The organism is Haloferula chungangensis, from assembly GCF_042664875.1.
Classification (GTDB): Bacteria; Verrucomicrobiota; Verrucomicrobiia; order Verrucomicrobiales; family Akkermansiaceae; genus Haloferula; species Haloferula chungangensis.
On sequence record NZ_JBHTBS010000003.1, the window covers coordinates 474,883 to 501,292 of the forward strand.

Annotated in this window: 25 protein-coding genes and 2 tRNA genes; 15 read left to right on the forward strand and 12 right to left on the reverse strand. The window is 59.4% G+C overall.

From position 1 onward, the window contains the following. Positions 1-9: 9 nt before the first annotated feature. The 3 genes from smpB to ACFQY0_RS08680 all read right to left on the reverse strand — a co-directional run bounded on the left by smpB (position 10) and on the right by ACFQY0_RS08680 (position 1,309). A complete protein-coding gene (gene smpB, locus ACFQY0_RS08670) occupies positions 10-468 on the reverse strand; it encodes an SsrA-binding protein SmpB (RefSeq protein ID WP_379711365.1) in 459 nt (152 codons plus the stop codon). Positions 469-510: 42 nt separating this feature from the next. Further along, entirely contained in the window at positions 511-783 is a 273-nt protein-coding gene (locus ACFQY0_RS08675; protein ID WP_379711367.1) for a DNA-directed RNA polymerase subunit omega, read from the reverse strand. An 85-nt stretch (positions 784-868) separates the two neighbouring features. Continuing rightward, positions 869-1,309 carry a DUF3147 family protein gene (locus ACFQY0_RS08680; RefSeq protein ID WP_379711369.1) on the reverse strand — a complete coding sequence of 147 codons (441 nt, stop codon included), beginning with the start codon at positions 1,307-1,309 and terminating at the stop codon, positions 869-871. On the opposite strand from ACFQY0_RS08680, the gene ACFQY0_RS08685 reads away from it, so the two are divergent. Next, positions 1,308-2,126, forward strand: a complete 819-nt coding sequence (locus tag ACFQY0_RS08685; RefSeq protein ID WP_379711370.1) for a hypothetical protein — start codon at positions 1,308-1,310, stop codon at positions 2,124-2,126. The two genes, ACFQY0_RS08680 and ACFQY0_RS08685, sit on opposite strands and share 2 nt — an antisense overlap. Positions 2,127-2,229: 103 nt before the next feature. Here the strand turns inward: ACFQY0_RS08685 and mgtE are convergent, their stop codons facing one another. Further along, positions 2,230-3,618, reverse strand: a complete 1,389-nt coding sequence (gene mgtE, locus ACFQY0_RS08690) for a magnesium transporter (protein ID WP_379711372.1) — start codon at positions 3,616-3,618, stop codon at positions 2,230-2,232. Positions 3,619-3,842: 224 nt separating this feature from the next. On the opposite strand from mgtE, the gene ACFQY0_RS08695 reads away from it, so the two are divergent. The 5 genes from ACFQY0_RS08695 to ndk all read left to right on the forward strand — a co-directional run bounded on the left by ACFQY0_RS08695 (position 3,843) and on the right by ndk (position 7,919). Further along, positions 3,843-4,544, forward strand: coding sequence for a paraquat-inducible protein A (locus ACFQY0_RS08695; protein ID WP_379711374.1), 702 nt, complete (start codon positions 3,843-3,845; stop codon positions 4,542-4,544). Next, positions 4,541-5,188, forward strand: a complete 648-nt coding sequence (locus tag ACFQY0_RS08700; RefSeq protein ID WP_379711376.1) for a paraquat-inducible protein A — start codon at positions 4,541-4,543, stop codon at positions 5,186-5,188. The genes ACFQY0_RS08695 and ACFQY0_RS08700 overlap by 4 nt, the downstream gene beginning before the upstream one ends. Continuing rightward, a complete protein-coding gene (pqiB, locus tag ACFQY0_RS08705) occupies positions 5,185-6,831 on the forward strand; it encodes an intermembrane transport protein PqiB (protein WP_379711378.1) in 1,647 nt (548 codons plus the stop codon). The genes ACFQY0_RS08700 and pqiB overlap by 4 nt, the downstream gene beginning before the upstream one ends. A 15-nt stretch (positions 6,832-6,846) precedes the next feature. Next, positions 6,847-7,419: a PqiC family protein gene (locus tag ACFQY0_RS08710; protein ID WP_379711380.1), complete on the forward strand. Its 573-nt coding sequence runs from the start codon at positions 6,847-6,849 to the stop codon at positions 7,417-7,419. A gap of 68 nt (positions 7,420-7,487) precedes the next feature. Continuing rightward, the gene (gene ndk, locus ACFQY0_RS08715; RefSeq protein ID WP_379711381.1) at positions 7,488-7,919 is read left to right on the forward strand and encodes a nucleoside-diphosphate kinase; all 432 of its coding nucleotides are present in this window, start codon (positions 7,488-7,490) and stop codon (positions 7,917-7,919) included. Between the two features lie 59 nt (positions 7,920-7,978). Here the strand turns inward: ndk and mnmM are convergent, their stop codons facing one another. Then, positions 7,979-8,569, reverse strand: coding sequence for a tRNA 5-(aminomethyl)-2-thiouridylate-methyltransferase MnmM (gene mnmM, locus ACFQY0_RS08720; RefSeq protein WP_379711383.1), 591 nt, complete (start codon positions 8,567-8,569; stop codon positions 7,979-7,981). 115 nt (positions 8,570-8,684) lie between these two features. Between mnmM and ilvC the strand changes: the two genes are divergently transcribed. Together ilvC and ACFQY0_RS08730 are read left to right on the forward strand one after the other, a co-directional pair. Then, positions 8,685-9,731: a ketol-acid reductoisomerase gene (gene ilvC, locus ACFQY0_RS08725; RefSeq protein ID WP_379711384.1), complete on the forward strand. Its 1,047-nt coding sequence runs from the start codon at positions 8,685-8,687 to the stop codon at positions 9,729-9,731. Positions 9,732-10,023: 292 nt separating this feature from the next. After that, positions 10,024-11,721: an MFS transporter gene (locus ACFQY0_RS08730; protein ID WP_379711386.1), complete on the forward strand. Its 1,698-nt coding sequence runs from the start codon at positions 10,024-10,026 to the stop codon at positions 11,719-11,721. Between the two features lie 85 nt (positions 11,722-11,806). Here ACFQY0_RS08730 and ACFQY0_RS08735 read toward each other — a convergent pair whose 3' ends face one another. Next, the gene (locus ACFQY0_RS08735; RefSeq protein ID WP_379711387.1) at positions 11,807-12,271 is read right to left on the reverse strand and encodes a hypothetical protein; all 465 of its coding nucleotides are present in this window, start codon (positions 12,269-12,271) and stop codon (positions 11,807-11,809) included. A gap of 164 nt (positions 12,272-12,435) precedes the next feature. Here ACFQY0_RS08735 and ACFQY0_RS08740 point away from each other — a divergent pair. The 3 genes from ACFQY0_RS08740 to ACFQY0_RS08750 all read left to right on the forward strand — a co-directional run bounded on the left by ACFQY0_RS08740 (position 12,436) and on the right by ACFQY0_RS08750 (position 14,303). Further along, positions 12,436-12,510: transfer RNA gene (locus tag ACFQY0_RS08740), tRNA-Val, on the forward strand. Between the two features lie 86 nt (positions 12,511-12,596). Then, on the forward strand, positions 12,597-13,418 hold the full coding sequence (locus ACFQY0_RS08745; protein WP_379711389.1) for an LOG family protein: 822 nt from the start codon (positions 12,597-12,599) through the stop codon (positions 13,416-13,418). A gap of 369 nt (positions 13,419-13,787) precedes the next feature. Further along, entirely contained in the window at positions 13,788-14,303 is a 516-nt protein-coding gene (locus ACFQY0_RS08750) for an EF-hand domain-containing protein (RefSeq protein WP_379711390.1), read from the forward strand. A gap of 63 nt (positions 14,304-14,366) precedes the next feature. On the opposite strand, the gene ACFQY0_RS08755 is transcribed toward ACFQY0_RS08750, so the two are convergent. The 3 genes from ACFQY0_RS08755 to mtnP all read right to left on the reverse strand — a co-directional run bounded on the left by ACFQY0_RS08755 (position 14,367) and on the right by mtnP (position 17,906). Continuing rightward, positions 14,367-16,076, reverse strand: a complete 1,710-nt coding sequence (locus tag ACFQY0_RS08755; RefSeq protein WP_379711392.1) for a dynamin family protein — start codon at positions 16,074-16,076, stop codon at positions 14,367-14,369. A gap of 26 nt (positions 16,077-16,102) precedes the next feature. After that, complete coding sequence (locus ACFQY0_RS08760; RefSeq protein WP_379711394.1) at positions 16,103-16,981, reverse strand: polysaccharide deacetylase family protein; 879 nt, start codon at positions 16,979-16,981, stop codon at positions 16,103-16,105. 64 nt (positions 16,982-17,045) lie between these two features. Then, a complete protein-coding gene (gene mtnP, locus ACFQY0_RS08765; protein ID WP_379711396.1) occupies positions 17,046-17,906 on the reverse strand; it encodes an S-methyl-5'-thioadenosine phosphorylase in 861 nt (286 codons plus the stop codon). Positions 17,907-18,018: 112 nt separating this feature from the next. Here mtnP and ACFQY0_RS08770 point away from each other — a divergent pair, with 112 nt between their 5' ends. Both ACFQY0_RS08770 and ACFQY0_RS08775 read left to right on the forward strand, forming a co-directional pair. Continuing rightward, positions 18,019-19,836: a VanW family protein gene (locus ACFQY0_RS08770; RefSeq protein ID WP_379711398.1), complete on the forward strand. Its 1,818-nt coding sequence runs from the start codon at positions 18,019-18,021 to the stop codon at positions 19,834-19,836. A 227-nt stretch (positions 19,837-20,063) separates the two neighbouring features. Further along, the gene (locus ACFQY0_RS08775; RefSeq protein ID WP_379711400.1) at positions 20,064-20,822 is read left to right on the forward strand and encodes a L,D-transpeptidase family protein; all 759 of its coding nucleotides are present in this window, start codon (positions 20,064-20,066) and stop codon (positions 20,820-20,822) included. On the opposite strand, the gene ACFQY0_RS08780 is transcribed toward ACFQY0_RS08775, so the two are convergent. Further along, positions 20,807-21,304: a hypothetical protein gene (locus ACFQY0_RS08780; protein ID WP_379711401.1), complete on the reverse strand. Its 498-nt coding sequence runs from the start codon at positions 21,302-21,304 to the stop codon at positions 20,807-20,809. The two genes, ACFQY0_RS08775 and ACFQY0_RS08780, sit on opposite strands and share 16 nt — an antisense overlap. Before the next feature lie 86 nt (positions 21,305-21,390). Here ACFQY0_RS08780 and ACFQY0_RS08785 point away from each other — a divergent pair. Next, positions 21,391-21,464: transfer RNA gene (locus ACFQY0_RS08785), tRNA-Arg, on the forward strand. Positions 21,465-21,584: 120 nt separating this feature from the next. Here the strand turns inward: ACFQY0_RS08785 and ACFQY0_RS08790 are convergent. Both ACFQY0_RS08790 and ACFQY0_RS08795 read right to left on the reverse strand, forming a co-directional pair. Further along, positions 21,585-22,838, reverse strand: a complete 1,254-nt coding sequence (locus tag ACFQY0_RS08790; protein ID WP_379711403.1) for a Gfo/Idh/MocA family protein — start codon at positions 22,836-22,838, stop codon at positions 21,585-21,587. Between the two features lie 106 nt (positions 22,839-22,944). Further along, positions 22,945-25,416, reverse strand: coding sequence for a c-type cytochrome (locus ACFQY0_RS08795; RefSeq protein WP_379711405.1), 2,472 nt, complete (start codon positions 25,414-25,416; stop codon positions 22,945-22,947). Positions 25,417-25,536: 120 nt separating this feature from the next. Between ACFQY0_RS08795 and ACFQY0_RS08800 the strand changes: the two genes are divergently transcribed. Further along, positions 25,537-26,310, forward strand: coding sequence for a 3-keto-disaccharide hydrolase (locus tag ACFQY0_RS08800; RefSeq protein WP_379711406.1), 774 nt, complete (start codon positions 25,537-25,539; stop codon positions 26,308-26,310). Positions 26,311-26,410: the final 100 nt, after the last annotated feature.

Sequence of the window (26,410 nt, forward strand, 5' to 3'; positions counted from 1 at the left end):
GCCGCCAACTCACTGCCGATTGAATCGAGACACCTCGCGCTGCGCTTCCCGCAGCTCGACCTTTTTCTTCAAGTCGTGCCGCTGGTCGGAATGGGTTTTCCCTTTGCCGACGCCGATTTCAACTTTCACACGGCGATCCTTCCAATACATCCGCAGGCAGGGAAGCGTGCAGCCTTTGACGGCCGACTCATGTTCGAGCTTGAGAATCTCCTTCTTGTTGAGGAGCAGCCGCCGTGGCCGCTTCGACTCATGCTGGAACCAGACTCCCGCCGTCTGCCATGGCTGAATATCGCAGCCATAGAGGAAAACCTGACCGTTCTCGACGCGTGCAAACGCATCGGCGATGTTCATCTTTCCGGCACGGATCGACTTCACCTCGGTGCCGCGCAACTCCAGCCCGGCTTCATAGGTATCGCCGATATGGTAGTCCCGGCGGGCCTTCCGATTATTGGCGATCTCCGAACTCATGGCGGCACTGACGCCACAAGAAATGCGGCGCCGAAAGGCAGCTTAGTTATTCACCTGCTCACCGACGAGCTTGATCTTGCCCTCGATGATTTCCTGCAGAGCGATGTCTGCGGCGCCCATGCTAGGGACGGTAGGGATAAGCGGCGCACGGCCGCTGTTCAACTGACGAACCCTCTTGGAAACCATATTTACCAGGACCAAGGGATCGGTCACAATTTCCGCTGCTTTTTCAACAAGATCGCTTTTCATGGGTGTGCCTGCAAACCGGGAATGAGGCTTCGGCTGCTCGAAGGGGATAATATTATCTTCAGACATGCCGTGCCGCCCGGCCTATACGACCGGAGGGCGGGAGAAAACAGGGATCTCGATCTTTGACAAGCCAAATGTGCCTCGCGACGCTTTATGGCATCAGATTTGTGCCAAAATGACGCAATATCACCACCGTCAGCCAGAAGCAGACGACAGTGATCACGCAGTTGGCGCCGAGCGCTGCCCAGAAGCTCCAGCCATGTCGCAGCATCCAGGGTAGGATCAAAAACATCGGCAGCGTCGGCAGCACGAACCAGAATGTCCCCTCCGCATGACCCGCAATCCTTTCCGGTTCGTCCGGCCGCTCGCGGTTCATCCAGATCATCGCGATCAGCGAGGTGAAAGGCAGCGCGATCAGCAGTGCCGAAAGCTTGTCGCTGAAGACCTGCACCTTCGTCACCACCACGATGATCAGCGCCGTCACGACCAGCTTCACGACATCCTGAGGTGAAAAACTGAGAATCTCTTTCCAAGGAATCTTACTCATGGTCCTGCTTGCGAGCCCACTACTGAGCGGATAAAGCTCATTCATGCAAGCCCGCTGTCTCGCCGCCCTCCTCGTGTTCTCCATCGCCTCCTGCGGACCCTCCGCCTCCGGAGGGAATTCCGGCTCACTGGTCGCCGCCACCAATCTCACCCCTGCTCAGAAGTCGGCCATCGGCAAAAAGATCTGGCAGAACGAATGTGGCGGCACGGTGGACGGGCTCACCACTTGGAATGCTGGCGAGGAATTCCCCTCGATGGGCATCGGTCACTTCATCTGGTATCCCGCCGGCTTCAATGGCCGCTTCGAGGAAAGCTTCCCGCAATTCATCGCCTTCGCTCGCCAGCAGGGATCAAACCCACCGACCGTCGCCCTCCAACGCCACTCGCCATGGACCAGCAAGGCGCAATTCCAGTCCGCCTTCCGCAGCGCGGAAATGAACAGCTTGCGCAGCTGGCTTTCTAACACGGTCTCGCTTCAAACCGACTTCATCATCGCCCGCTCCCGAGGTGCCCTGCCGAAAATCCTCGCTGCCGCCCCCGCCTCCGACCGTGCCCGCCTGCAAAACAACTACAACAAGGTCGCCTCTACCCCGAACGGCACCTACGCGCTCATCGACTACGTGAATTTCAAAGGCGACGGCACCCAGGCTTCCGAACGCTACAACGGCAAGGGCTGGGGTCTCTTGCAGGTGCTCGGCAGCATGAAGGAGGTGCCATCCGGTCAACCCGCTGCCGCCGAATTCGCCGCCAGCGCCAAGCGCATGCTCGGCCGCCGCATCGACAACTCCCCGCCCGACCGTGGCGAATCCCGCTGGCGCGAAGGCTGGTTCAACCGCTGCAACACCTACGCGAGACCGCTGTAATCAGATTTCCGCCGCATCGTTCGCCTCGAAAAACGGCCTTTCACTTCTCACCCGGCACACTTCACCCGGCACACTTCACCCGGCACACCTCACCCGGCACTTCCTACACTCCCACCAGATGACTCAGCATCGCCGAAGCAAAGGTGAGCACGAGGAAGAAGCCGCACATGTCGGTGCAGGTTGTTAGAATGGGACCGCTTGCCAGCGCAGGATCGACCTTCATCCGTTTGAGGAACAAGGGCACCAGTCCTCCGAGAAGCACCGAGAGGATGGTATTCATCATCAAGGCAGCGGCCACCACCAGCCCGAGAACGAGATTTCCCTTCCACAAGGCGGCGATCGAGCCGAGCACGCAACCCAGCACGAAGCCATTGATCATCCCCACCGCGCCTTCCTTCAGAATCACCCGCAGGTAATCCGTCGGACGGAGGATGCCGAGCGTCAGCTCGCGGATGCTCACCGCCACCGCCTGATTTCCCGAGCAACCGCTCATATCGGAAACAATCGGCAGGAACACCGCCAGCGCGATCACCTCGCGCAGGGTCGACTCATTGGCCGCAATCACACTCGCCGCCACCAGGTTCAGCCCGATATTCGGTCCCAGCCAGGCGAGCCGCTTCCAGCAGCGCTCCATCAGAGGCATGCTGCGGATCTCCTCACCATTCACGATGCCACTCGCCTGCAGGAACATGTCGGCCTGTTCCTCAGCCGCCTCCCGCCTCACCGCGTCCCGCGGCAGCACCCCTAACAGAATCCCGGCCTCGTCCACGACCGGGAGACCGAAATATTTCTTCTGTTGGAAAATTTCCGCAAGCTCCTCCAGCTCCATCGTATCCCGAACTGTTAGAGGATCCGGAATCATCAGATCCCTCACCGGCTTCGCCCGAACTGAAAGCACCAGGTCACGCAAGCGAAGCACACCGACGAGACGCTCGTCCTTCTCGACGACATACAAATACTGCACATCACGATCCGAGTAGTCCTCGGCATGCTCACCGAGATCCGCGAGCACTTCCCCAACCGTCGCCGCCACCGGGAAAGTCACCGCACCGCCATGCATGAGGCTTCCAGCGCAGCCTTCCGGATACGCCATCTTGCGTTCCAGTTCACTGCGGTCTTCCTCGTCGGCAATGACTGCGAGGATTTCCTCGGCATCTTCCTCGTGGAGCTCGCGCAGCAGATTGCTGCTCATCTCCAGAGGCAGGAAAGCGAGAACCTCCGCGGCATCCGCACTGTCCAGTTCCTCGAGGATCTCGACGGCTTGGGCTTCGGCCAGGTGACTCAGCAACTTCGCCGCATCTTCCGCGCCGAGAATTCCGACCAGAACCCCGAGTTCATCCTCCGACAATTGTGAAACCACCCACCGCTGATCTTCCCAGTCGATCGTTTTCAGGACAGCCAGCGCCGCCGCTCCATCCTTTGATTCGATTGCCTGCTCGAGCGACTCAAGCGCCGCTTCCATCAACTCCTCATCTTCCTTTGCTTCAATCATGCCAAACGTCTCGTTCCGAATCCCTGCGATCCCGTGGCAGCCGGATGCATGCCAGCCTTGCCACTGATTCCCTGAGGCGAAGCTGGCAGTGATCCCGAACAATGACAACACCCAGCCGAAACAGACTCCCCCCCCGGACAAAAAAGACTCGGATCCAGAGCCACGCCCGAAACTTCAGCTTGCCTCCAGCCTAAAAGAGTCAACCCTCTGAGCATCTCGGCCTCATGCAGCGTAAACGTCACCATCCCGGTCTCGCATGGCCACGGCTCGACCCGAATGACCGGGTTGCCTGCCATCTATGCGACGCCCTGCAGACCGCACCCAGCCTTCCCGAAGGCGATGCGGCCCTCTGTGGCAATTGCGGCGAAGTCCTTTTTCAAAACCGTCCCCGCTCGCTCTCCCGGGCCACCGGTTTCTGCACCGCCGCGCTGATCTTCATGTGTCTGGTCCACAGCTTTCCCTTCCTGACCATGGAAGCAGCCGGCAACCACACCGAGCTTGGCCTGATGCAAGCCTCCCGCGTGCTCGTCAAAGACGGTTACCTCATCCTCTCCGCTCTGACCGTTTTTTTCACCATCCTCGCCCCGATCATCCTGACCGGCGGGCTGCTCTACCTTGCCGCTCCCCTGAGCTATGGCAAAGTCCTTCCGGGTTCGATCCAGCTGGCCCGCCTGATCCAACACTCCGAGCCATGGTCGATGCTCGAGGTTTTCCTGCTTGGATTCCTCGTCTCGCTTCTCAAGCTCGGACACGTTGCTGAGCTCCACTTCGGCATCGGCCTGTGGGCGCTCGTCGCACTTGTGCTGTGCATCGCCGGCGCGATGGGTGGCATCGACCGCCGCGAACTCTGGGATCGCCTCGAGCTCGCGGTTCACAACAAGCACGAACAGGAAGTCCCTAACAGCGAAGCCGCCCAGCAGGAATGAACAAAGCCACGGGAACATTTGCTGCCGATCAAGGCCTCGCCTCATGCCACACCTGTGGGAAAGTCACGCCTCTTGCCGAACATTACTGCTCCCGCTGCCACAGCCATCTTCATCTGCGCAAGCCCCACAGCCTCGCGCGCACCTGGGCATTCCTGATCGCCGCGATTGCCTTCTATGTGCCGGCCATGTCTCTGCCGGTCATGAATGTCAGCGGGCTCGGCACCTCTGCCTCCGGCGGTGCCGGCGGCAGCACCATCCTCGGAGGGGTCATCACCTTTTGGAACATGGGGTCCTATCCCGTGGCCATCATCATCTTCACTGCCAGCGTCCTGATTCCGATCCTCAAGGTCATTGCCCTGATCTGGCTTTGCCTTGCCGCCTCCGGCAAACACACCGCCCCGCCGCGCAGCCTCGCCGTCACCTATCACATCACCGAACTCCTCGGCCGCTGGTCGATGGTTGACGTGTTCGTCGTCGCCATCCTCGCCTGCCTCGTGCGCCTCGGCGCCCTCATGACCATCACCCCGGGCCCCGCCGCACTAGCCTTTGCCTTGGTCGTCATTCTCACTATGATCTCGGCCATGTCATTCGACCCCAGACTCATCTGGGACCACCGCCGTGGCAAAAATTTCCCCACCCCATGAGCGAAGACCCCGCTGAATTTCAAGCCACCGTCCGCCACCGTCGTCGCATCAGCAACGTGTGGATCATTCCGATCGTCGCCTTCCTGCTCGCCGGCTGGCTGATTTGGAAAAACTACTCCGACAAAGGTCCGCTCGTCTCCGTGAAATTCGAAACGGCCGACGGCATCAAAGCCGGCGAGACCGAAGTGCGCTGCCGCTCCGTGCGCATCGGCGTGGTCGAGAAAGTATCGCTCGCAGATGATATTGGATCCGTTACCGTCGACCTGCGCATTGCTCCGACAGCTGAAGATCTGCTGCGCAGCAACTCGCGGCTCTGGGTCGTTCGCCCCCGCGTGACAGCCAGCGACATCTCCGGACTCGGCACCCTGATCACGGGGGCCTACATCGAGTTGGAACCCGGATCTGATAAGAAGCCGGCAAGCCACTTCATCGGACTCGAGGAGCCCCCCGTCACCTCCGCCAATGTTCCCGGTCTGCGCCTGACACTCATCGCCGACGATGCCGGATCGCTTGGAACCGGAGCGCCCATCTACTACCGCGGTTTCGAAGTCGGAAAAGTCGAGCGTCGCACTCTCGACATCGAGGCCCGCCGCATCCGCTACGAAGTCTTCATCAAGGACGAATACGCCGATCTCGTGAATTCCGGCACCCGCTTCTGGAACACCAGCGGCATCGATGTCAGCGCCGGTGCCGATGGCTTCAAGTTCCGCACCCCATCCTTCCAGGCAATGGTCGTGGGCGGCGCTTCCTTCGCCGTGCCCAAGGGTGTTGTCTCCGGCGAGCCTGCCGAAGACGGCTCCGTCTTCACGCTTTATGAAGATGAATCCGCCGCGCGCGACGCCTCGTTCGACGTCGACCGGAAGGCACTGCTTTTCTTCGACCACTCCGTGCGTGGACTCAATCGCGGGGCACCGGTCGAGTTCCGGGGCATCCCCATCGGCCGCGTGGTCGATGTCACCTTCAAATACTCTCCTCCCGGTGACTCGCGCGTCCCGGTGCTCATCGAATTCGACACCAATACCCTGCGCCGTGCCACCGAGGATGAAAGCGACGGCACCCTGCTCCTTTCAGAAGCTGTTAGAAAAGGACTGAGAGCCAAACTCGGCACGGGATCGCTTCTAACAGGCGCCATGTTCGTGGACATCGATTTCGTTCCCGATGCCTTTCCTGCGACTCTGGGTAAACTTGGAGAGTTCGACGTCATTCCGACCGAGTCGTCCGGGATTGCCCAGCTGGAAGCCAAGATCAACGCCCTCCTCGCCAAGCTTCAGGCCCTGCCACTCGACGACACGCTCGCCAAATTCGGCAACGCCGCCGACGAGACCGCCAAGACCGTCGCCGATGCCCGCGACACCATGGGCTCCATCGAATCCGCCCTCGATGAAATGACCAAGCTCCTTGGCTCAGACGAGACCCAGAACGTCACCAAGGAACTCAACGCCACCCTCGCCGAGCTTCGCACATCCGTCGAGTCCCTGGGACCTGCCGGAGCCATGCAAGGTGACCTCCGCCGCACCCTGGACGAACTTCGTTCCGCCCTGCGCTCGTTTGACTCCCTCTCCCGAAGCCTCGACGAGAAACCCAACTCGCTGCTCTTCGGTCGCGATTCATCAGGCAACCCCACCCCCAAGGCTCGCCGCTAACAGACCCCTACCTTCATGCACCATTTCCTTTCCAAAGTCCTCTCCCTTCTGGTCCTCGCGCTTGCAGCCTGGACCCTGTCCTCCTGCTCGAGCGGCCTTTCCTACTACATCCTCACCCCGGAAGGTCCCGCGCCATCCGGCGGAGGAAGCGGCATCGGCGTCGGCCCGGTCAGCATCGCCGCCTACCTCGATCGCGAAAACCTCGTCTTCCAGGAATCCGGCAACCGGCTCGCCGTCGCCGAATCCCACCGCTGGGCCGGCGACCTCGAAGACAACATCTCATCGGTCCTCGCCACCAACCTCGGCCGCCAGCTCAAAACCGGAAACGTCCGCACCTATCCGTGGGCCGACGATGGCGATCTGCGCTATCAGATCAGCATCGACGTCCGCCAGCTCCACGGCACGGCCGATGGCGATGCCTTCATCGAAGCCGCCTGGCGCGTCTACTCGCTGCCCGACCGCCGCATGATCGCCTCGAAATCCTGGACGGGCACCGAGCCGATGACGGTCGATGGCTACGACGAACTCGCCGCCGCGGAATCCCGCCTGCTCTCCCGGCTCGCCGCCGAAATCGCGAGATCGCTCTGATTCCGATCCACCCCGCAAATCCTCGGAAATACTTGCCTAACCCGTTTCTCCCGCCTACCTCAGCGTCCATGTCAACCGAGACCACACTGATTCTCTTCAAGCCCGACGCCGTCACCCAAGGCCTCGTCGGCACCGTTCTTGCCCGCTACGAAAAGGAAGGCTTCAAGGTCCGCGGCCTCAAGGTCATGGCCCTCAGCGACGAAATCCTCGCTGATCACTACTCGCACATCGCCGACAAGCCGTTCTTCCCATCCGTTCGTGGATTCATGCAGGAAAGCCCCGTCGTCGCCCTCGCCCTCGAAGGTGAAAACGTCATTTCCCGCGTCCGCGACCTCCTCGGCCCGACCGACTCGAAAGAAGCGGCCGCCGGCACCATCCGTGGTGACTTCGGTGACAAGGGAGAAGACTCCAAGATGCGCAACATCTGCCACGCCTCCGACGGACCCGAAGCCGCTGAAGCCGAACTCAAGCGCTTCTTCAACGAAGGCGAGATCATCTAACGGATCGCTCCCTCATTTTTCCAACGGCCTCTTCCATCCGGAAGCGGCCGTTTTTCGTTTCAGCCTTCCTTCCTCACCACCACCAGGAAGGGAGCCTTGTCCCTCGACGGCTCCCCCACCACTAGCGCAAACGCTCCGGCGGTTCCCTCCTCCAGAATCCTTTCCAGTCCCATGACCACCACGGCCGCCTCTTCCGCCCCACCCGGATGCCCGGTGTAGCAAACAATCGTCATCACCCCACCCGGCTTCAGCGCAAACAATCCTTGCACCACTGCCTTGCTGCTCTCGCCCACCTCCGTGGTCACCGCGTGATCGCCACCGGGTAGGTATCCGAGATTGAACATCACGGCCGACGCCCCCCCGCGTCCCACCCGTTCCAGCAATTTCCCATGCGACTCATGGCGCAACTCGACTCGCGATTCGACCCCCGCATCGCTCACTCTTTTCCGCGTGGAAAGGATCGCCGCCTCCTGCACATCGAATGCCAGAACCCGCCCGGACTCACCAACCAAACCCGCTAAAAACAAGGTGTCGTGCCCGTTTCCAGCGGTCGCATCCACCGCCAAATCCCCCTCCTTCACCACCTCCGCCACCATCCGGTGAGCCGCCGCTGTCGGTCTCTCAATCATCACTTCCACAAACTCTCGCATCAGGCCCAATCAGGGAACCTTAAACTTGACACTTGAAACTCCGCCCAATTTCTCCAGTTTGCCGCCCCGCCGCGCCGAAATGCGGGGGAAAAACGAATCAAATATCAAGACCATCATGGCCGCGAAGATCTACACCAACAAGGATGCCTCTCTTGTGACGCTTAAGAAAAAAACCCTCGCCGTCATCGGCTTTGGTTCCCAAGGACACGCCCACGCCCTCAACCTGAAGGATAGCGGCATGAATGTCATCATTGGCCTCTACGCCAAATCCAAATCACGCGAAGTCGCCAAGAAGCTCGGCTTCAAGGTCATGGACACGGCTGAAGCCGTTCAGGCTGCCGACGTCATCTTCGTCGCCGTTCCCGACACCAAGATCGCTGAAGTCTACAACAAGGACATCGCGCCTCACCTTGTCAAAGGCAAGACCCTCCTCTTCTCCCACGGCTTCGCCGTTCACTTCAAGACCATCGAGACTCCTGAAGACGTCAACGTCATCATGGTCGCACCGAAAGGCCCTGGTCACACCGTTCGTTCGCAGTTTGTCGATGGCAAGGGTGTTCCCGGCCTCATCGCCGTGCACAACGACGCCGATGGCAAAGCCAAGAAAATCGCCCTCGCATGGGCCCGCGGCGTCGGCTGCACCCGTGCCGGTGTGTTCGAAACCGACTTCAGGGAAGAGACCGTCACCGACCTCTTCGGTGAGCAAGTCGTGCTCTGCGGTGGTGCATCCGCCCTCGTCAAGGCAGGCTTCGAAACCCTCGTCGAAGCCGGCTATCAGCCTGAGATGGCCTACTTCGAGTGCCTTCACGAACTGAAGCTCATCGTCGACCTGATGAACGAGTCCGGCATCGCCGGCATGCGCTTCTCGATCTCCGAGACCGCTGAGTGGGGCGACGTCTCCGTCGGACCGAAGATCATCAACGAGTCGGTCAAGAACCGCATGCGCAAGCAACTCAAGGAAATCGAATCCGGCAAGTTCGCCAAGCAGTGGATCGCCGAAGCCGACAGCGGTTGCAAAAACTTCAATCAGATCCGTAAGGAGGAAGCCAAGCACCAGATCGAAAAAGTCGGTGAGCGTCTCCGCTCGACGATGAGCTGGATCAAGCAGAAGAAGCTCGCCAAGGGTGCAGCCCAGGCCAGCTACGTCTCCGCTTCCAAGTAAGGAAGAAGGCGATTGCCCTGTCCTCTATCATCTCCAAAGCCCGGACCTCTTCAGAGGCCCGGGCTTTTTTTTGTGAGCAGGGACAGACTTGTTTCGGGTCATTCCTCCCCCACCACCGTTTCCTCCCCAACGCCCAAGCCGTCCACCCCCGTGAATTCCCAGGAAATTCTCTGCTAGATCCCCCGTCCCTTTCCCGTAGTCAGCCCCCAAGTCGCAAATCGTCACTGCCAAGACGGATGCTTGCCACCATTCGATCAGCACTCTAGATACTCCCCTCTCAACATACAAATCCATGACAGAAAAACTCAGCAACGAATCCATCGCGCCCAACGCGAACCGACTCCTTTGGGCAGGCTTCACCGCCATTCTAGCCGCAGGGGTCGGGTTCGGGGTCCGCGGAGGCCTCTTCGGAACTTGGGAAACCGCCTTCAATCTCAATGGCGCTCAGCTTGGAGCGATCAGCCTCGGAGCCGGATTCATCAGCTTCTGTTTCGGCATCATCATCGGCGGGGTGATCGTCGACAAAATCGGTTATGGCAAACTGGTCTTCACCGCCTTCCTCCTCCACGTCCTTTCCGCCTTCGTCACCTTTGCCGCCAAGCCGGGGATGTCCAGTGAGACAGCCTACCTTTTCCTCTACTGGGGCACCTTCCTCTTCGGTCTGGCCAACGGCACCCTTGAAGCCGTCGCCAACCCACTGGTCGCGACCCTCTATCCGAAGAACCGCACCCACTACCTGAACATCCTGCACGCTTCCTGGCCACTCGGGATGGTGTTCGGTGGACTCATCGGATGGACACTCGGTTCCGGCGAAAACGCGTGGGACTGGAAGTGGCAACTCGCCCTCTACCTCGTCCCGACGGTCATTTACGGAATCATGTTCTTCGGCCAGAAATACCCCAAATCGGAAGCTTCCGAGAAAGGTCTCAAGCTCGGAGAAATGTTCAAGGACGTCGGGATCCTCGGAACCCTCATCGTCTCCGTCCTACTCTTCTTCTTCCTCCGTCGTGACTTCTTCGGCGGCCTCATCGGCATGGAGGCCATGCCGTCTAACATCCTCTCTGCGATTGTCTCCTTTGCACTGCTCGCATGGGTCGCGACCTTGACCAAGTTCGCCATCGGCCACTGGCTGATCTTCGTTCTCTTCATCACCCACGCGCTCGTCGGCAGCGTTGAACTTGGCACCGACGGATGGATTCAGAACATCACCGGAACGATCCTCAATCCGGAACAGGGCAAGATCCTCTTCGTCTTCACCTCACTGGTGATGTTTGCACTGCGCTTCTGTGCCCACTTCATCGAGGAGAAAGCCGGCGTGAAACCCATCGGCCTGCTCTTCATTTGCTCGGTTCTCGCCGTCGCCGGACTCAATCTCGTCAGCGCGGTCGACTCCTTCGGTGCGGCATTTGGTGCCCTCCTCGTCTACGCCCTGGGCAAGACCTTCTTCTGGCCCACCATGCTTGCCGTCATCGGTGACCGCTTCCCGCAAACCGGCGCTGTGGCGATGAGCCTCATGGGTGGCATCGGGATGCTCTCCGTTGGCCTCCTCGGCGGCCCGGGCCTCGGCTACGCGCGTGACCGCTTCTCCGCAGGCGAACTCAGCGAAGCGGACGCCGCCCTTTACGCCGAAGTAAAGAGCGCCGGACCTGCGAGCGAGTTCCTTGGATTCGAGCCTGTCCAGCCGATCGATCCGAAGGTTCTCAATCCCGCCAAGGACGCCTTCGCCGCCAAGGTCGCCGTGGAACGCGGAAATGCGGCCGAAGACGTCGTCGCCAAAGCACAAACCATCACCGCCGAACAGGAACTGATCGCCAAGTCCGACATCCAGGGCAACCGCAAGGTGCTCAAGTTTGACTCGTTCATTCCAGCCGTCATGGCCGTCATCTACCTCCTGCTGATGCTCTACTTCCGTGCCATCGGCGGTTACAAACCGCTGACGATCACCCCGGAGAAAGCCTCAGGCGGCACCGCAGGGCCCTCCGAGTTCTAACAACCAGTCGGATTCCATTCAAAAAAGCGCGTTCCCTAACAGGAGCGCGCTTTTTTCATTCCCATGCCGTGGCGGTCGGCGCGTGCTACCCTTCCTCCGGAGGAAAGATTACCGCCACTCGTTCGATGCCATTTTTCGTGAACTCCTCCCAATAGCGCTTCTCGATGTCCTGAGTGCGCTCCCGACGTTGCTCTTCGCTCAGCTTTTCCCACGCGACCTTCCCGATCACCCTTGCGAGATCCCGGTCCGCCAGTCGGATCACCATTTCCTCCCAGAAGAGCTCATTCCGGAACTCATCGTAGCACTCCTGGAAATACGAACCTTCCTGGTACTCGAGCGTGATCTGGTGCATCTGCTTGCTTTCATCAAACTCGATCATCTCGCCCTGGCCCGAATGTTTCACCTTGCCGAGGATCTTCTGCTCCAGCGACTCGAAAGCTGCCATTCCCTCTTCGGAACCTGGCTTGCGGTTCCACATCGCCACACTCGCCGCGAGGCTGACCATTTCCACCAAAGTGGTGAGTTCCTTATCGGTGAAGCGCAAATGCATGAGACCCGGAAACAAGCATCGACCGCCCGCCGCCGCAAGCTCGACTCACCCCGGGAAGCGAGGCTCACCATGCCTTTCCTCCCGGTTCTCCTAAAAAACGCTCACTTTCGCGCTTGCACCAAGCCTCCTGATCCGGCTCATTTCCCCCCGCAGCCTGACTGAAAGCACGAGTAGCTCAGCGGTAGAGCATCCCGTTTACACCGGGGCGGTCGGCGGTTCGATCCCGTCCTCGTGTACCAGGTGCCAAAGCTCTCACTTGGAGAGTCCGCACGAAGCCACACACTCGCACTGGCAGCATCTTCAACTTGTGTTAGGAATATAGGAAATGACCGTTCCCGACTGCCCGGATTTCCCAGAAACCACCCCACACGACATCGACGAAGCCGCGATCCGCGAGCAGCTTGAATTCGAGCTCGAATCTCCTGACCGCTCCCTGCTCTCCGGGCCCAAGTCACGATTCAAAGAACTCACCACCATTTTTCGCGTCTCCTGGGATTTCGTAAAAGCCTTCCGCACCCTTCATTTCGCCGGTCCCGCCGTCACCATCTTCGGATCCGCCCGCACCAAACCCGGCACCACCTACTACGAACTCGCGCGCACCATGGGCTCGGAATGCGCCAAGCTCGGCTTCACCGTCATCACGGGCGGCGGACCCGGCATCATGGAGGCCGGAAATCGTGGTGCCCACGAAGCGGGCGGACGTTCCATCGGAGTTAATATCGAGCTCCCTTTCGAACAGCATATCAATCCCTACGTCGACCGCTCCGTCGACATGCACTACTTCTTCACGCGCAAGACCATCCTCGTGAAGTATTCCTACGCATTCATCGTCCTGCCCGGTGGTGCCGGCACCATGGATGAGATGTTCGAGACCATGACCCTCATCCAGTGCGGGAAACTCCGCAACTTCCCCATCATTCTCATGGGTAAGGATTACTGGCAGCCCCTGATGGACTTCGTTTACAAAATGGCCGAAGCCGGCACGATCAGCCCGGAGGACCCCGAGTTGATCTTTTTTACCGACGACCCCAAGGAAGCCATCGCCCACCTGCAACGCCACGCCGTTCGTCAGTTTGGACTCAAGAAGCGCAACCTTCCCACCGCGAATAGCATCCTCGGCGAGAAGTCCATGCCTTCGGCCTCCTGACTGCATTTCGCATCTCAACACCGTGCCGAACGGGAAATGTTAAGATTTGGTAAAGTCGCCCCTCGATCTTCTAACTTCTATCTTTCATATTCCAGATTACCCAAACCGGGAACAAAGTCGCTCCGCACCCCGGTCTAATCTAACAGGTTAGCGATTGTCATATCAGGACAGCGCGCCCGCCAATCCGCCAATCCGGCATTTTCAGCGGACGGTCGATTCATCAGGCTCTCAGCTGGGTGGAAAATATCGACCTCTCCACACAGGAATTGATTTCGCCGCGCAACCTTTCTTCAAATCCCCTGTTTCATGAATCAGACACGGACGGCCGCCCGTTGATCCAATCAACAACTACCCAAACAACGACAAATCATGAAAACACGCATTCTCTACACCGCCCTCGCCGCTTTCGCCGTGAGCTCCTTCAGCGCCTCCGCCCAGGACGCCGAACGTCCACGAGGTGAACGCCCTCAGCGCGAACTTCCACCTGAAGTGCTCAAAAAATTCGATACCGATGGCGACGGCAAGCTCGACGCAGATGAGCGCAAGGCTGCCATGGACGACCGCAGGGCCAAAATGGAAGAACAGCGCAAGGCCGTGCTCGCCAAGTTCGACAAGGACGGCGATGGCAAGCTCAGCGAAGATGAACGCAATGCAGCTCGTGAAGCCATGAAAGCACGTCACGAAGCACTGCTCGCCAAATACGACGCCGACAAGGACGGCAAGCTCAGCCCGGAAGAACGCAAGGCTGCAGTTGCCGCCGGCGAAGAATTCCCAGCGATGCGCCCCCAAGGCCGCGGTGACCGTGAAGGTCGGCCCGGTCCTGAAGGAAGGCGGGGACCAGGTGGCAAAGGCGCTCCTGCCGGCAAAGGCGGAGCTGAGGAATAATATGGTATTCCGTTAGATATAACTCAAACCAAACGGCCCGGGATTCCCGGGCCGTTTTTCGTTTTAAAGATCCTGCTCGATCGACTTCAATTCGAGATACAAGGCATCCCAGTATTTCGCCCGAGGCTCGAGGGTCGCCTTGCGATCTGCCAGCAAGCGCCGCACTCCCGTTAGGCCATTCGAGTATTCCAGAAACAATCCACGCACGGCATCGGAATAATCCTCGCGCATCGCCGATTCAAAGCGCCCCACGGAATCAAGCAAGCGACGTCGCGTATCCCTCACCACACCGCGCGCACTGATCCAACTGATTAGTGCACCCAGCAGAGCGATCACTCCCGCCACTCCCAACACGAACCACGCCACCTGCGTCATGCCAAGCGCACCACATGTCCCGGCACCTGTCAGCGAAAGCAGCACAAGGATCATCAGAAATCGAAGACGGCCACTCCGGCTGCGGACCAAGCTGTCGAGCAGTGCGCGCACCCGCAGTTGACCCAGCACTCCCGTCACGCCCTGTCCGACTCGTTCGGTGAATTTCTCTATGACCGCTTCCCGTGCCTCTCCGGACACCGCCGAACTTCCGGGGTCCATGCCCATCCGGTCCATCACCCGCGGTCTCACTTCATTCCAGTGGCCCTCGCACTCGTCGAGGAGACGGGCAACATCAAGTTGGGCAAAATCACGAATCGCCGACTGCAGGCGAGCCGCGAATTTCGCCTCGATCTTTGCTGGCGTGGCATCGCCAAAAAACAATCGAAACACGGTGGGCAACACCCCAAGCGTGCGGCCGAGCTGCTTTGCCAGGTGTCCGACTTCTGCCTCATATCGGCCACGGGCACCACCAAGCGTCTCACCAGAAGCATCGAGCACCATTTCGCGGAGCTGATCCGCCTCGCGCTCCAGGCCGGCAAGAAACCATCCGTCGTCGTCCATCCCCCGCCGCTGCTTGTCCAGGCCATCCTCAACTTCGCGCAGACGTCGAGCCGCCTCCTGACTGGTCCTCTGAAGAAGGAAATTGCGGAGATCCGAGTTGCAGACGTCTTCTGAAACAAATTCCTCGAAGACCGAAAAGCCACTCGCCGACCATCCCTTGCGCGCCGTCTGAGAGGACACCTTCGCATCGTAAGCCAGCTGCGCCGCTACGGCATGGATCGGAAGTTCGCGGCCGACCTTTTTCAGACACAAGTCACGCATGTGCCCCTTGATCACCCGAAGGTCCTCAATGGATTTGGTGTCCGCCTGCTGAACGATCAGCGCCACTCTCGGCAACGCCTCATCACTCATCATCGAGACGAGATCCCAGGTCGCTGCCGTCCAGGTATTCGCCGCAGGAAACACGATCAAAATCAGATCGGCTTCCTCATACTTTGGCATCGAAGCCACCACGGCATCCCGCCAGCCCGAATTCGACCCGGGCGTATCGATCATCTCGAAACGCTTCAGGTATTCCAAGGGCCTCTCCGCTCGGACCCAGCCGTCCTCGATCTCAAGATCACGCTCTCGCTCTCCATACACATAGAAGATCGATTTGCGAGTCGTTGGCAACGGCGCCGCCGGGCAGATCCCCACACCCGCCAGGGCATTCAGCAATGTCGACTTCCCCGCATTGACCTCACCGAGCGCAACGATGCGTAATGGCGAAGCCAGTCGTCTCCGCGCATCATCAGGGTCAGCTCGAGGGTCAATGCCGCTTGCCGCAGCAAGTTGCTCGATCCGCTTGAAGCAGTCCAGCAGCCTGTCCCGTCCCGAAAAATACCGGTCACCTGGCATCGGGAAAAAACCGTGTGTCTATAAGATCAGGGTGCCGGAGTGGACGCCGCTTGCGCAGGCGTTTCTTTAGGCTTCATCGCCAAAAGCTGGGAGACCGTCACGAATTTGTAGCCCTTCCTGAGAAGACCATCGAGCGTCGCCGGCATCGCCGTCACCGTGGGAGCGTGGAGGTCGTGCGCCAGAACGATCGCACCCGGAGTGGTTGCGGAAAGGATTCTCGAGGTCACCACCGATGGCCCCGGGCGCTGCCAGTCCCTCGGATCGACGGCCCACATGATCGTCGGATACCCGTATTCACTGTGGATCCATGAACGTTGGTTTTGAAGAAGCGCACCGTAGGGAGGGCGCAGGGTGCGAGGCTTCACACCAGCAGCACGAGCAATCGCTTCACGGCACTTGTCGAGTTCCTCGCGCACCTTCGAATCACTCATTTTGGTCATGTTGCCATGAGTGTAAGTGTGATTTCCAATCTCATGGCCCTCCGCCACGATCCGGCGGGTGATCGCCGGGTAGAGATCCACATTGCGACCGATCACGTAGAAGGTGGCCTTGATGTTCCGCTCACGCAGGATGTCGAGAAGCTTCGGTGTATTCTGCGGGTGGGGACCATCGTCAAAGGTCATCGCCACGTAGTTCTGACTGACCGCGACGCGGGAGATCGTGACGCCGGCATTGGGCGAAAAGTTCGCCGAAAGCTTCATGTCGGGGTTCCGCGGAACCGGACCCTTGATCGATGGTGTCCGGTAGGCCGTATTCGCCTCGGTTTTGACCGGCGCAGCTCCCTCAGGAATGCCAGCGTCGGCCGTCTTGTCGGCATTCGAGCAGCTTCCTAGAGAAGCGCTGAGAAGCGTGAAGACGAAGATATGAGGAGCAATTTTCATTAGGAAACCCGTAATGGTGCGCATGATGTGGTCCCGGCACTATGCGGGCGCGGGCGGGATTGTCACGCCCGCATTTGCGCCGACGAGCTCACAAAAAGCGGGAAAGTATTGGCTTCAGGGCCGCCACGGTCTCTTCCGGCCAGAATTCCTTGGAGGTCATGATCGCTCCGTCCAGCGAGCGATGTTCCGGCCACTTCGCGTCCTCTGGAATCTCAGCCACCGCCCGCGCCAGCACCCGTTTCGCAAGGGAAACATTTGCCGTCAGGTGTTCCATCACTGCCTCCGCCGTCACTGCCTCCTCCTCGACCTTCCAGCAATCATAGTCAGTGATCATTGCCAGCGTCGCCGAGGCGATCTCCGCCTCGCGGGCCAGTTTCGCCTCCGGCAGGTTGGTCATGCCGATCACATCAAAGCCCAGCTGACGGTTTGCCTCGCTCTCCGCCCGCGTCGAAAAGGCCGGCCCGTCCATGTTCACATAGGTCCCCCCATCGTGAACCTTCGCCCCTTCCGCCGTCGCCGCGTCCTTCAAAATCGCCCGCATCCCGGCACTCACCGGATCACCAAAGGAAACATGCCCTACGATCCCCTTCCCGAAAAAGGTGTGGTGCTCACGGCGGCTGGTGCGATCGAAATACTGGTCGGGCAATACCACGTCGCGCGGCGCATACTGCTCGCGCAAGCTGCCTACGGCCGTCACGCAGATGAGGAACCTCACATCCAGACTCCGCAGCGCCCACAGGTTCGCACGGTGATTGATCTCATGCGGCATGATCCGGTGCCCGCGACCATGGCGCGGCAAGAACCACACCTGACGCCCCGCCAGCGTCCCTCCTACCAGCACATCCGATGGCTCACCAAACGGCGTCTCGATTTTCCGCTCCTCTGCCTTCTCAAAGCCCTCGATCTCATAAAGACCACTCCCGCCGATGATTCCGATCGCTGCTGACATGGTCATGGAACTACGCGCCACGCCCCCGATCGTCCAGCCATCACTCGATTCACACCTTTTTCACCATCACTTGAAAACAACTTCATGCGGGCACCGCTAAGCTCCTGAACCAATGCCGAGCGCACCACCAGCTGAACGTCACCTTCCCAGCCGCTGGCAGGCCCTTTCGTTCTTTCTGAAAACCCACGCTCTCCAGGCCCGGCGCCATCTCATCGAGCTCCAGGCCCGGCCCGCGCTCCATCCACGCGACAGCAAACTCCTCGATGCTCCGATCGCCGCCGAGCTCCGCATGCCGCTGTGGTCGCAGCTCAGCCCCGCAGAATTCCCCCTCACCGCCGGAAAAGTGGAGAATCTCCGTCTCGCCGCACGCGCCCTCCACGGACTCGAAGTCCCCGCCGATGCCACTTTCAGCTTCTGGCGACAGCTCGGCCGCACTAGCCGCGCCAAAGGATTCACCACCGGCCGCGAACTCCGAGAAGGCTGCCTCGTTCCCAGCATCGGCGGCGGACTCTGCCAAATCTCCGGGCTGCTCTATCAGACGGCCCTGAAAGCCCAGCTCGAGATCGTCGAACGACATGCCCACTCCCGCATCGTCCCCGGCTCCACCGCCGAGCAAGACCTCGATGCCACCGTCTTCTGGAACTACGTCGACCTCCGCTTCCGAGGCTCATTCGATTGGCGACTCGAAGTCCAGCTCGACGCCACCGACCTCATCGTCCGCATTCGCGCCCACCGCGAGGAGCCGCGACTTCAGTCGCTAGCATCAACCCTTCCTCCCAAGGACCAACGGCTTCAATCACCCGCATCTCCCCGCCTTCACACCACCGGCGACTGCCTGACCTGCAACCAGACCTCCTGCTTCCGTCACCCCGGTGCCACCGCCTCCCACGCACCCGGTCTCGGTCACTCCGCCTTTCTTCTCGATACGCGCTGGCCGGAGTTCGACGAATGGTGCGCCGGACACTCGCGGGAAAATGACCACTGGTTCCTTCCCCTCGACGCCGCCCGCTGGAAGAAAGCCAACTACGCCTGGTCGCCACCGCAGGCAACCAAACTTCACCACGCGACCTCCGTCACCCTGCTGCGATCCCTCCGCCAACGCAGCCTCCCCGCCCAGGGAGCCATCCGCCAGAAAGCCCTCCTCAATGCCGACGCCCAACTCGCCAACTACTATGCCCGGCGTATTTCGCCCGAATGCCGGCACCTCGTTGTCTCGATGAACCTGCTCCCCCACCTCTGGCGACTTGGCGTCCTTGGTGGCAGAACCTTCGACGTCCTCGCCGACCGTTGGCCGCTCGCCGAACTCCAGGGCATCCTTGACCGAGCCGCAGCCGCCAACCCGAGGTCTCCCACCCTTGGTGACTTCCGCGCCGACCCTCAACTCCTCCGCGAGGAACGTGCCGCTCTCGCCGCCGCCGCGCGACTCATCACCCCGCACCAGGCCATCGCCGCCCACTTTGGTGATCGCGCCTGGCTCCTTGATTGGAAAATTCCGGAAGTCGAAGCCCGCAAAACACCCCCAGGCCGTCGCCCACAACTCTTTCTCCCCTGCTCCGCACTCGGCCGCAAGGGCATCCACGAACTCGCTGCCGCCCTAACAGGAAAGGACATCCAACTTCTTGTTCTTGGCTGCGCCCGCGAAGGTGGCGACCACGACCCGCTCGCCGACACCGACCACCAACCCGCCACCCTCGCCGACCTCAGCCGCGCCACCGCTCTCATTCTCCCCGCCTGGATCGAGCACCAACCACGCCTTGCCCTGCGCGCCCTCGCCATGAACATCCCCGTCATCGCCACCAAAGCCTGCGGCCTCCCCAATCACCCCCTCCTCACCCAAATCCCAAACCCCAACCCGAGTGAAATCTTAAAAGCCATCGACTCCCTGTTGAAACAATCGAGAACCACGGAACACACAGCATACACGGAATGAAAAAGCAGGGAAAGAGTGCCTCTCTCCAAATTCAGAACCTCCAAATTCCTTTCTCTGCTCGCATCCATTCGCGGCCTAAAAACAAGTTCCCAAGCTCTTCGTTCTCCGTGTATTCCTGTATTCCGCCTGCCCTTCCGTAGCTTTAGCGAAGGAGGGTGGTTGGACTCCCATCTATTAGGATTCAAAACTTTGCGTCATTGGCGTCTTGGCGTTTCATAAACCTACTCATGCGCCGCATCCTCGTCATCGCCTGCCTCACCCTTGTCTCCTGTCGCGGCCAGGACGGGGAACCCTCTAACAACGTGGAACCCGAAGCCCCACAGTCCGCCAGAGCGAAACTCCCCGGACCCGCCCGCGCCGCCGATGCCGCCAAGCGCGTCCGCCCCGATCTCGAACGCGATCTCACCGCCAAAGATCTCCACTTTGGCGACCCCGTCTACCTCCGAGCCTTCAAGGAGGAGAAACTGTTAGAGCTTTGGATCCAGCACCGAAAGTCCGGCAAATTCGTCCTCTTTCGCAGCTACCCCGTCGCCGCCAGCTCCGGAAAGCTCGGCCCGAAACTGGCCGAAGGCGACCTTCAGGTCCCCGAAGGTTTCTATTTCGTCCCGCGCGACGGCATGAAGCCTGACTCCACCTTTCATCTCGCCTTCAACATCGGCTACCCGAATGCCTACGACCGCCATCATGGCCGGGACGGCAGCTTCATCATGATCCACGGCAACCGGGTTTCCATCGGCTGCCTGGCCATGACCGACAGCAAGATCGAAGAAATCTACACCCTCTGCGATGCCGCTCTAACAAACGGCCAGAAATATTTCCGTGTCCACTTCTTCCCCTTTCGCATGAGCGACGAACGCCTCGCCCGCACCAGCGACAGCGAGTGGCACGACTTCTGGTCGAACCTCAAGGAAGGTTACGACTACTTCGAAGAAAAGCGGGTTCCGCCCGACGTCAGCGTCAAAAATGGGCGCTACGTATTCGAATAAAGGGAGATCCCCTGTCGCTCCATGCCGCCGAAGAGGGCCCTGACACTCGGTCGCTGCAGCACGATGATCGTAAAGATCCCCAAGGCCGTCCCCAGGGGCGCGGCAAGACACAGAATGCAGGCCACCACGAAAACGAAGGTCCACGAGCGACGCTCGGAAAGTCGTTTGCCCGCCATGAAAAAAAGCACCGCACAGGTCCAGATCAGGAGGCTGAACAGCGCACCGAAGCCGATGAACATCCAGCCTATGAAAGCCATGTCCGGAGGAGTCGGTCCCGAACCGGCACTTGGCGGCGGCATGAGAATCGACCCGCTGACGAAGAACATCCCCATCGCCAGGTAAATCAGCGGAAAACAGCCCCCGAGCGCGGTCAGTCCCGCCATCACATAGTGAAAAATGACCAGAAGCTTGATGTGCTCCGCATCCTGCGCTTGCTGGCTGTATTGCGGCACCAAAGCCGGCGGCTGGGGCAATCCTTGCATCTGATCGGATCCAATCATCACAATCCGTCATCATCCAGCCTTGTCTCCGGCTTCAGACCCGGCTATTTCTTCGCCCGCGTCACAAAGTGCCCGTAGCTCAGCTGGATAGAGCATCCGCCTTCTAAGCGGACGGTCAGTGGTTCGAATCCACTCGGGCATGCTTACGCAGCCATTACAAAGCGCTCCGCAAGACGCAAGCCAGGATGGACGTCGGAGTCGATCCTCTCGGGCATCCTTCGCACAAAGCTTAGCTCTTAGAACCCCGGTCCAAGCGCACCGCCTACTTTGGTCTGGATTCCAAGCCGGCAAATCCACCGCCAGCATCATAGATCAGCGTTTGAATCGCACCTCCTTCGTCGAGACTTTTGCGGCCGGCGTGAAGGACTGCCGTGGTGAGCAAGGTATCATCAATCGTCGCGAGTTGCCCATCGAAGTCTGCGGGCTCCGCCTGGCCGGCGACGATTTTTTCAACCGCTTTCGCAAACTCTTCGATCGACTTGAATCCGTAGCCTCCCTGCCCGGCGAAGCGGCCATGCCCATCGGGCGCATACTTCATGAACAAGGGATTCGGCGACGCAAAGCCGGCCTCATCCGTCGCCGTCGTAAAACCGCGGTGCGCCTGGTCGACCGTCACCTCACCGTCGTGGCCCATGTAGAAAAAGCGCTGCTGCGAATGCACGTCCGACTTTGCCGCGATCCAGGATGAAGTGTAGATCGCCGTGCCCTTGTTGCCGCTGGCCATGTTTTCCCAGGTTACCGATAGGGTGATCGTATCCTCGGTCGGGATACCCTGGGCCTTTGCCACGCCTGTGGAAGCCATCGCGTGCACGCCTACGGGTCGTGCGAAGGCACCTGCTGCCCAGACATTGAAATCCACGTGGTGGGCGTTGAGGTAGTAGCTGATGTCACTCGCCTTGCCAGCCCAGGCCGCAAAGGTCTTCAATTGCGACTTCGGCTGACTCATGTAGGCGCTGAAATAGCTGAAATCACCAAGTTGGCTGATCCGATCGCGAGCGTCGGCATAGATCGGGTCCCAGCGCTTGTGCACCTCCATCGCCACCAGCACACCGTTTTCCCTGGCAGCCTCCCTCAGTGCGATGTGCTCCTCAATCGTCTTGACGATCGGCTTGGCGATCAGCACGTGGCAGCCACGCTGGACCGCTTCCATCGCGATGGTGAAATGCGTGTCGTCCGGAGTGAAGACGAAAACCATATCTCCCGGCTTTGTGGCATCCAGGGCTACCAGATAAGCCTCGGTATCACGCGACGTTTCATCGCTCGGATAAGTCACGAGCGTCGTATCAAAACCCTGATACCTCTTTCCGATACCGTTCTCCAAGTGCTCGCGAATTCCCGGAAACTTGGTGCCATTCGTTCCCGCCATCGAAATCACATCGAGCATCCCCTGCCTCCTCAGCTCGAAAAGTGAAAGGGCAATCACCCCCGCGCCCTTATCCGAAGTCGACGCGGAGCCGTGAACGTAGCCGGTGCTGTATTCACCAGTTCCAATAATGAGTGCATTGAGCTTGGACATGATGAAAAATCTATCAGGCGATCCATCGCAGGTCCGCCACCCGCAGTGTCAGCACGACTAAAGCACGACTAAAGCGCCCTCATCAGACGCAGGCTGGTGAGGGGACTCATTTCTGGAGCAGCCACGCGAGCATGTCCCGCAGTTCCTTTTTGTTCAGCGATGTGATCAAGCCGGGTGGCATGGGCGAAATGGCCGAAGGCTCGATCTTTGCGACCTCGCCACGCTCGATCTCGATCGTTTGAGTCAGATCCAGGGCGCTGGTCGCCACAATGAGAACCAGATCCTTTTCATCGAGAACCTGTCCGTAGACCGTCGATCCATCCTTCCTGGTGATCAGCGAAAACTCATACTGGTCAGAAACCTCCTTGCTCGGTTCGATGATTGCGGTGGCGAGGTCTTCCGCGGAAAACCTTCCTGAAACCGTTGTCAGATCCGGACCAGCGGATCCGCCTTCGGAACCAACCCGGTGACAGGCCATGCAGAGCGCCGCCTGAAACATCTTTTTGCCATTCTTCTTGTCGGCCCCCTCCAGATTGTCCGCGACCTCGACCACTTCTTCGATTGTCCAGTCCCGTCCCGGCCCCTGGGCCACCGGCAGATTGGCGAAAGGGCTCCGAACCACCTTCAGTCCCCACGATTCGATCATCTTCCTTTCATCTTCCGTGGCATTATCCAGTGTGTCCGTTCTCATGCGCTCGAGAAACAGGGCATAACTTTTGCCGCCTTCCTTCCCTTCGACCATCGCATACCACTCCATCAACTGACGGCGCTGCCCCTTCGTCCATGGTCCCTTCACCACCCTCAGGCAGTAGGCAAAATGAAGATCTTCGACCGGCGGGGCATCACGCAGGGTTTTGGCCAATGTCGACCCATACCCTTTGTTGCGGGTTACCAGACGTGCCCAGTCAGGCAGCTGAGTCGAATCCGGTTCCGCCATCTGTTGAAGCGTTCGCTCGACGATCTTCGGTGCCTGCAGATAACATAGAAGCCGGCAAAGCTCGGCATTCACCCTTGATTCCTCCGTAGGAAAGGATGCGTCAATTTTCGTCAGGATCCTGCTTCGCTCCTCCGCACTGGGCTCGCCGAGACGGATGAACATGAGGTCGCAGGCGCGCAGCCATGCGAGCTTCTCGACGACATTGAGTTGTGCCCAATTGAGATCTATCAGGGCATGGAAGATTTCACTTCGATCTTCCTTTCCTCCCACCCGGCTCAGCGCGATGGCCCGATTGATCTTAGCCATTGCCGTCCCGGCCTTCGCCGCGCGTACCGCATCGGCCCCTGCATTCTCCAATGCGGTTCTCGATGCAAAGCGCTCTACCCGATCCTTCGAGCCCAGCTTTTCCGAATCACTCGCAATCACGTGCTTTCGTGTCGGTGGTGCGACGGGTGAAACATCTTCCGCACCAGCGTAGCGGATCCGCCACAGGGCAGATGCGGTCCTCCGGCCTCCCGTCGCGAAATACATGGCCCCATCGTCGCCAACCACGGCATCCGTTAGAGGAAATCCACTGGCGGTGAAGAACTCCTCGCGTTCCCCTCGATAGCTGGCTCCATCTGGCGTCAAATGGGCGGCGTAAATCGTCGCGAAGGTCCAATCGAAGCAAAAGATCGCGCGCTGGTATTTCGCAGGAAAGGCGGTTCCCTTGCCACTGACCACTCCGGTCGGCGATCCCGGACCAAACTCGACAACCGCGCCCAAACTATCTTCATAGTACTTCGGCCACTTGCCTGTGCCATTCCGCCAGCCGAATTCGGCGCCGGGAATCACATGATTGAGGCGCGTCGGCCGATACCAGGGCATCCCGAGATCCCACTCCATATCCGCATCGTAAGCGAATAGCTCACCATCCTCATTGAAAGCCATATCGAAGGGATTGCGGAAGCCTGCGGCGACCAGTTCCCATTGGGACCCATCAGGCTGGAAACGCGCGATCCAGCCACCCGGGGCCATGATGTTCCGGGCGTGCCCCCTTCCATCGGGATTGCGCGGGAGCAATTGATCCTCAGCCCACACGCGAGGCATCAGGGATTGATCAAACTCCAGAAGAGGGGTCATGTTTCCTGCGATCAGGTAGATCCACTTCCCATCCGGAGAAGGCACAAGCGAGTGCGCACTATGCTCGCCACCGCCTTGGTGAGCCCGCAGCTTGTCGATTTTTTCAAAGCTACCGTTTCCATCCAGATCGCGGGCCCGATAGATGCCTTTCTTGTCGCGATCCCCTTCGGAAACCGTGACGTAGAGCGAATCGCCATGCCAAAGAATCGCATGAGCTCCCTCCAAGGCGATTTCAAGCCGCTCGGCACGCGTCGCCCCCTCCTCGTGAATCACCCGGTAAATCCCTCCATACTGATCCGCTGCGGCCAGGTCACCGTTGGCCATCTTCGTAAGTGCCACCCAGCTCCCGAATTCCTCAGGAACCTGATACATCTGCTCGACGATGAATCCCTCCGGAACTTCGAACTGGTCGGTTTTCTCAAGAGTTTTCTGAGCAGTCGAGGGAGCCTCCGGATCCGCTGAAAAGACGGTTCCAATCAAAAGAAGGGACGAAAGGGTCAATCGTGAAACGTGTCGCATGGCTTGGTGTTTCCCTACCTACTCTGCAGAAATTGGCAATCTCACAAGAAACGTTACTTTACGAAAATTTCCCTGTTGGCTCGCGCAAACGACAGTAGCTTCTTTTGAAATTCAAAGCCCATGTCGATTCATTCCCCGATTCTGTTCCGCCTTTTACCCATTCTTTTCGCCTTCGGCTGCCAGATCTCTGCTGCGGACGAGCCGAGCCATCCCACGGCGGACAAATCCGAGTGGATTCAGTTGTTCAACGGCAAGGATCTCGAAGGCTGGACCCCGAAATTCACCAAGCATGATCTCGGCGTCAATTTCCGCGACACCTTCAAGGTGGAAGATGGCCTGCTGAAAATCGATTACTCCAAATGGGACAAGTTCGACGGCGAGTTCGGCCATCTGTTCTACAAGACCCCCTATTCGAACTACCGCCTCCGCGCGACCTATCGATTCGTCGGCGATCAGGTCGAAGGAGGCCCGGCGTGGGCGATCCGCAACAATGGCTTCATGATCCATTGCCAGGATCCCAAAACGATCGCCAGGGATCAGGAATTTCCTAACAGCATTGAAGTCCAACTCCTCGGTGGTCTGGGCAAAGGCGATCGCGGCACCCTCAACATCTGCACACCCGGCACCCAGCTATTCTGGGATGGCGAGCTCACCAAAAAGCACGTGATTGAAACGGGTGGACCCACGTTTGATGGCGACCAATGGGTCAGCGTCGAAATCGAGGTTCATGGTGACCGATCGATCAAACACATCGCGGGAGATACGATCGTCTGCGAGTATGCCAGACCCCAACTCGACGACGGCACCCCGCTGAGCGGTGGCTACATCTCCATCCAGGCGGAAACCGCGCCCTGTGAGTTCAAGAGCATCGAGTTGCTGCCCCTCACAGAGTAAGGGCTCGAGGCATCGGCTCGATGTTCCGCGAAAGCCTGACTCTCCTCAAAGCATCGACCTCGGACAGATCGCCAATTTTCAGTTTCCGCGTGCATTTTCC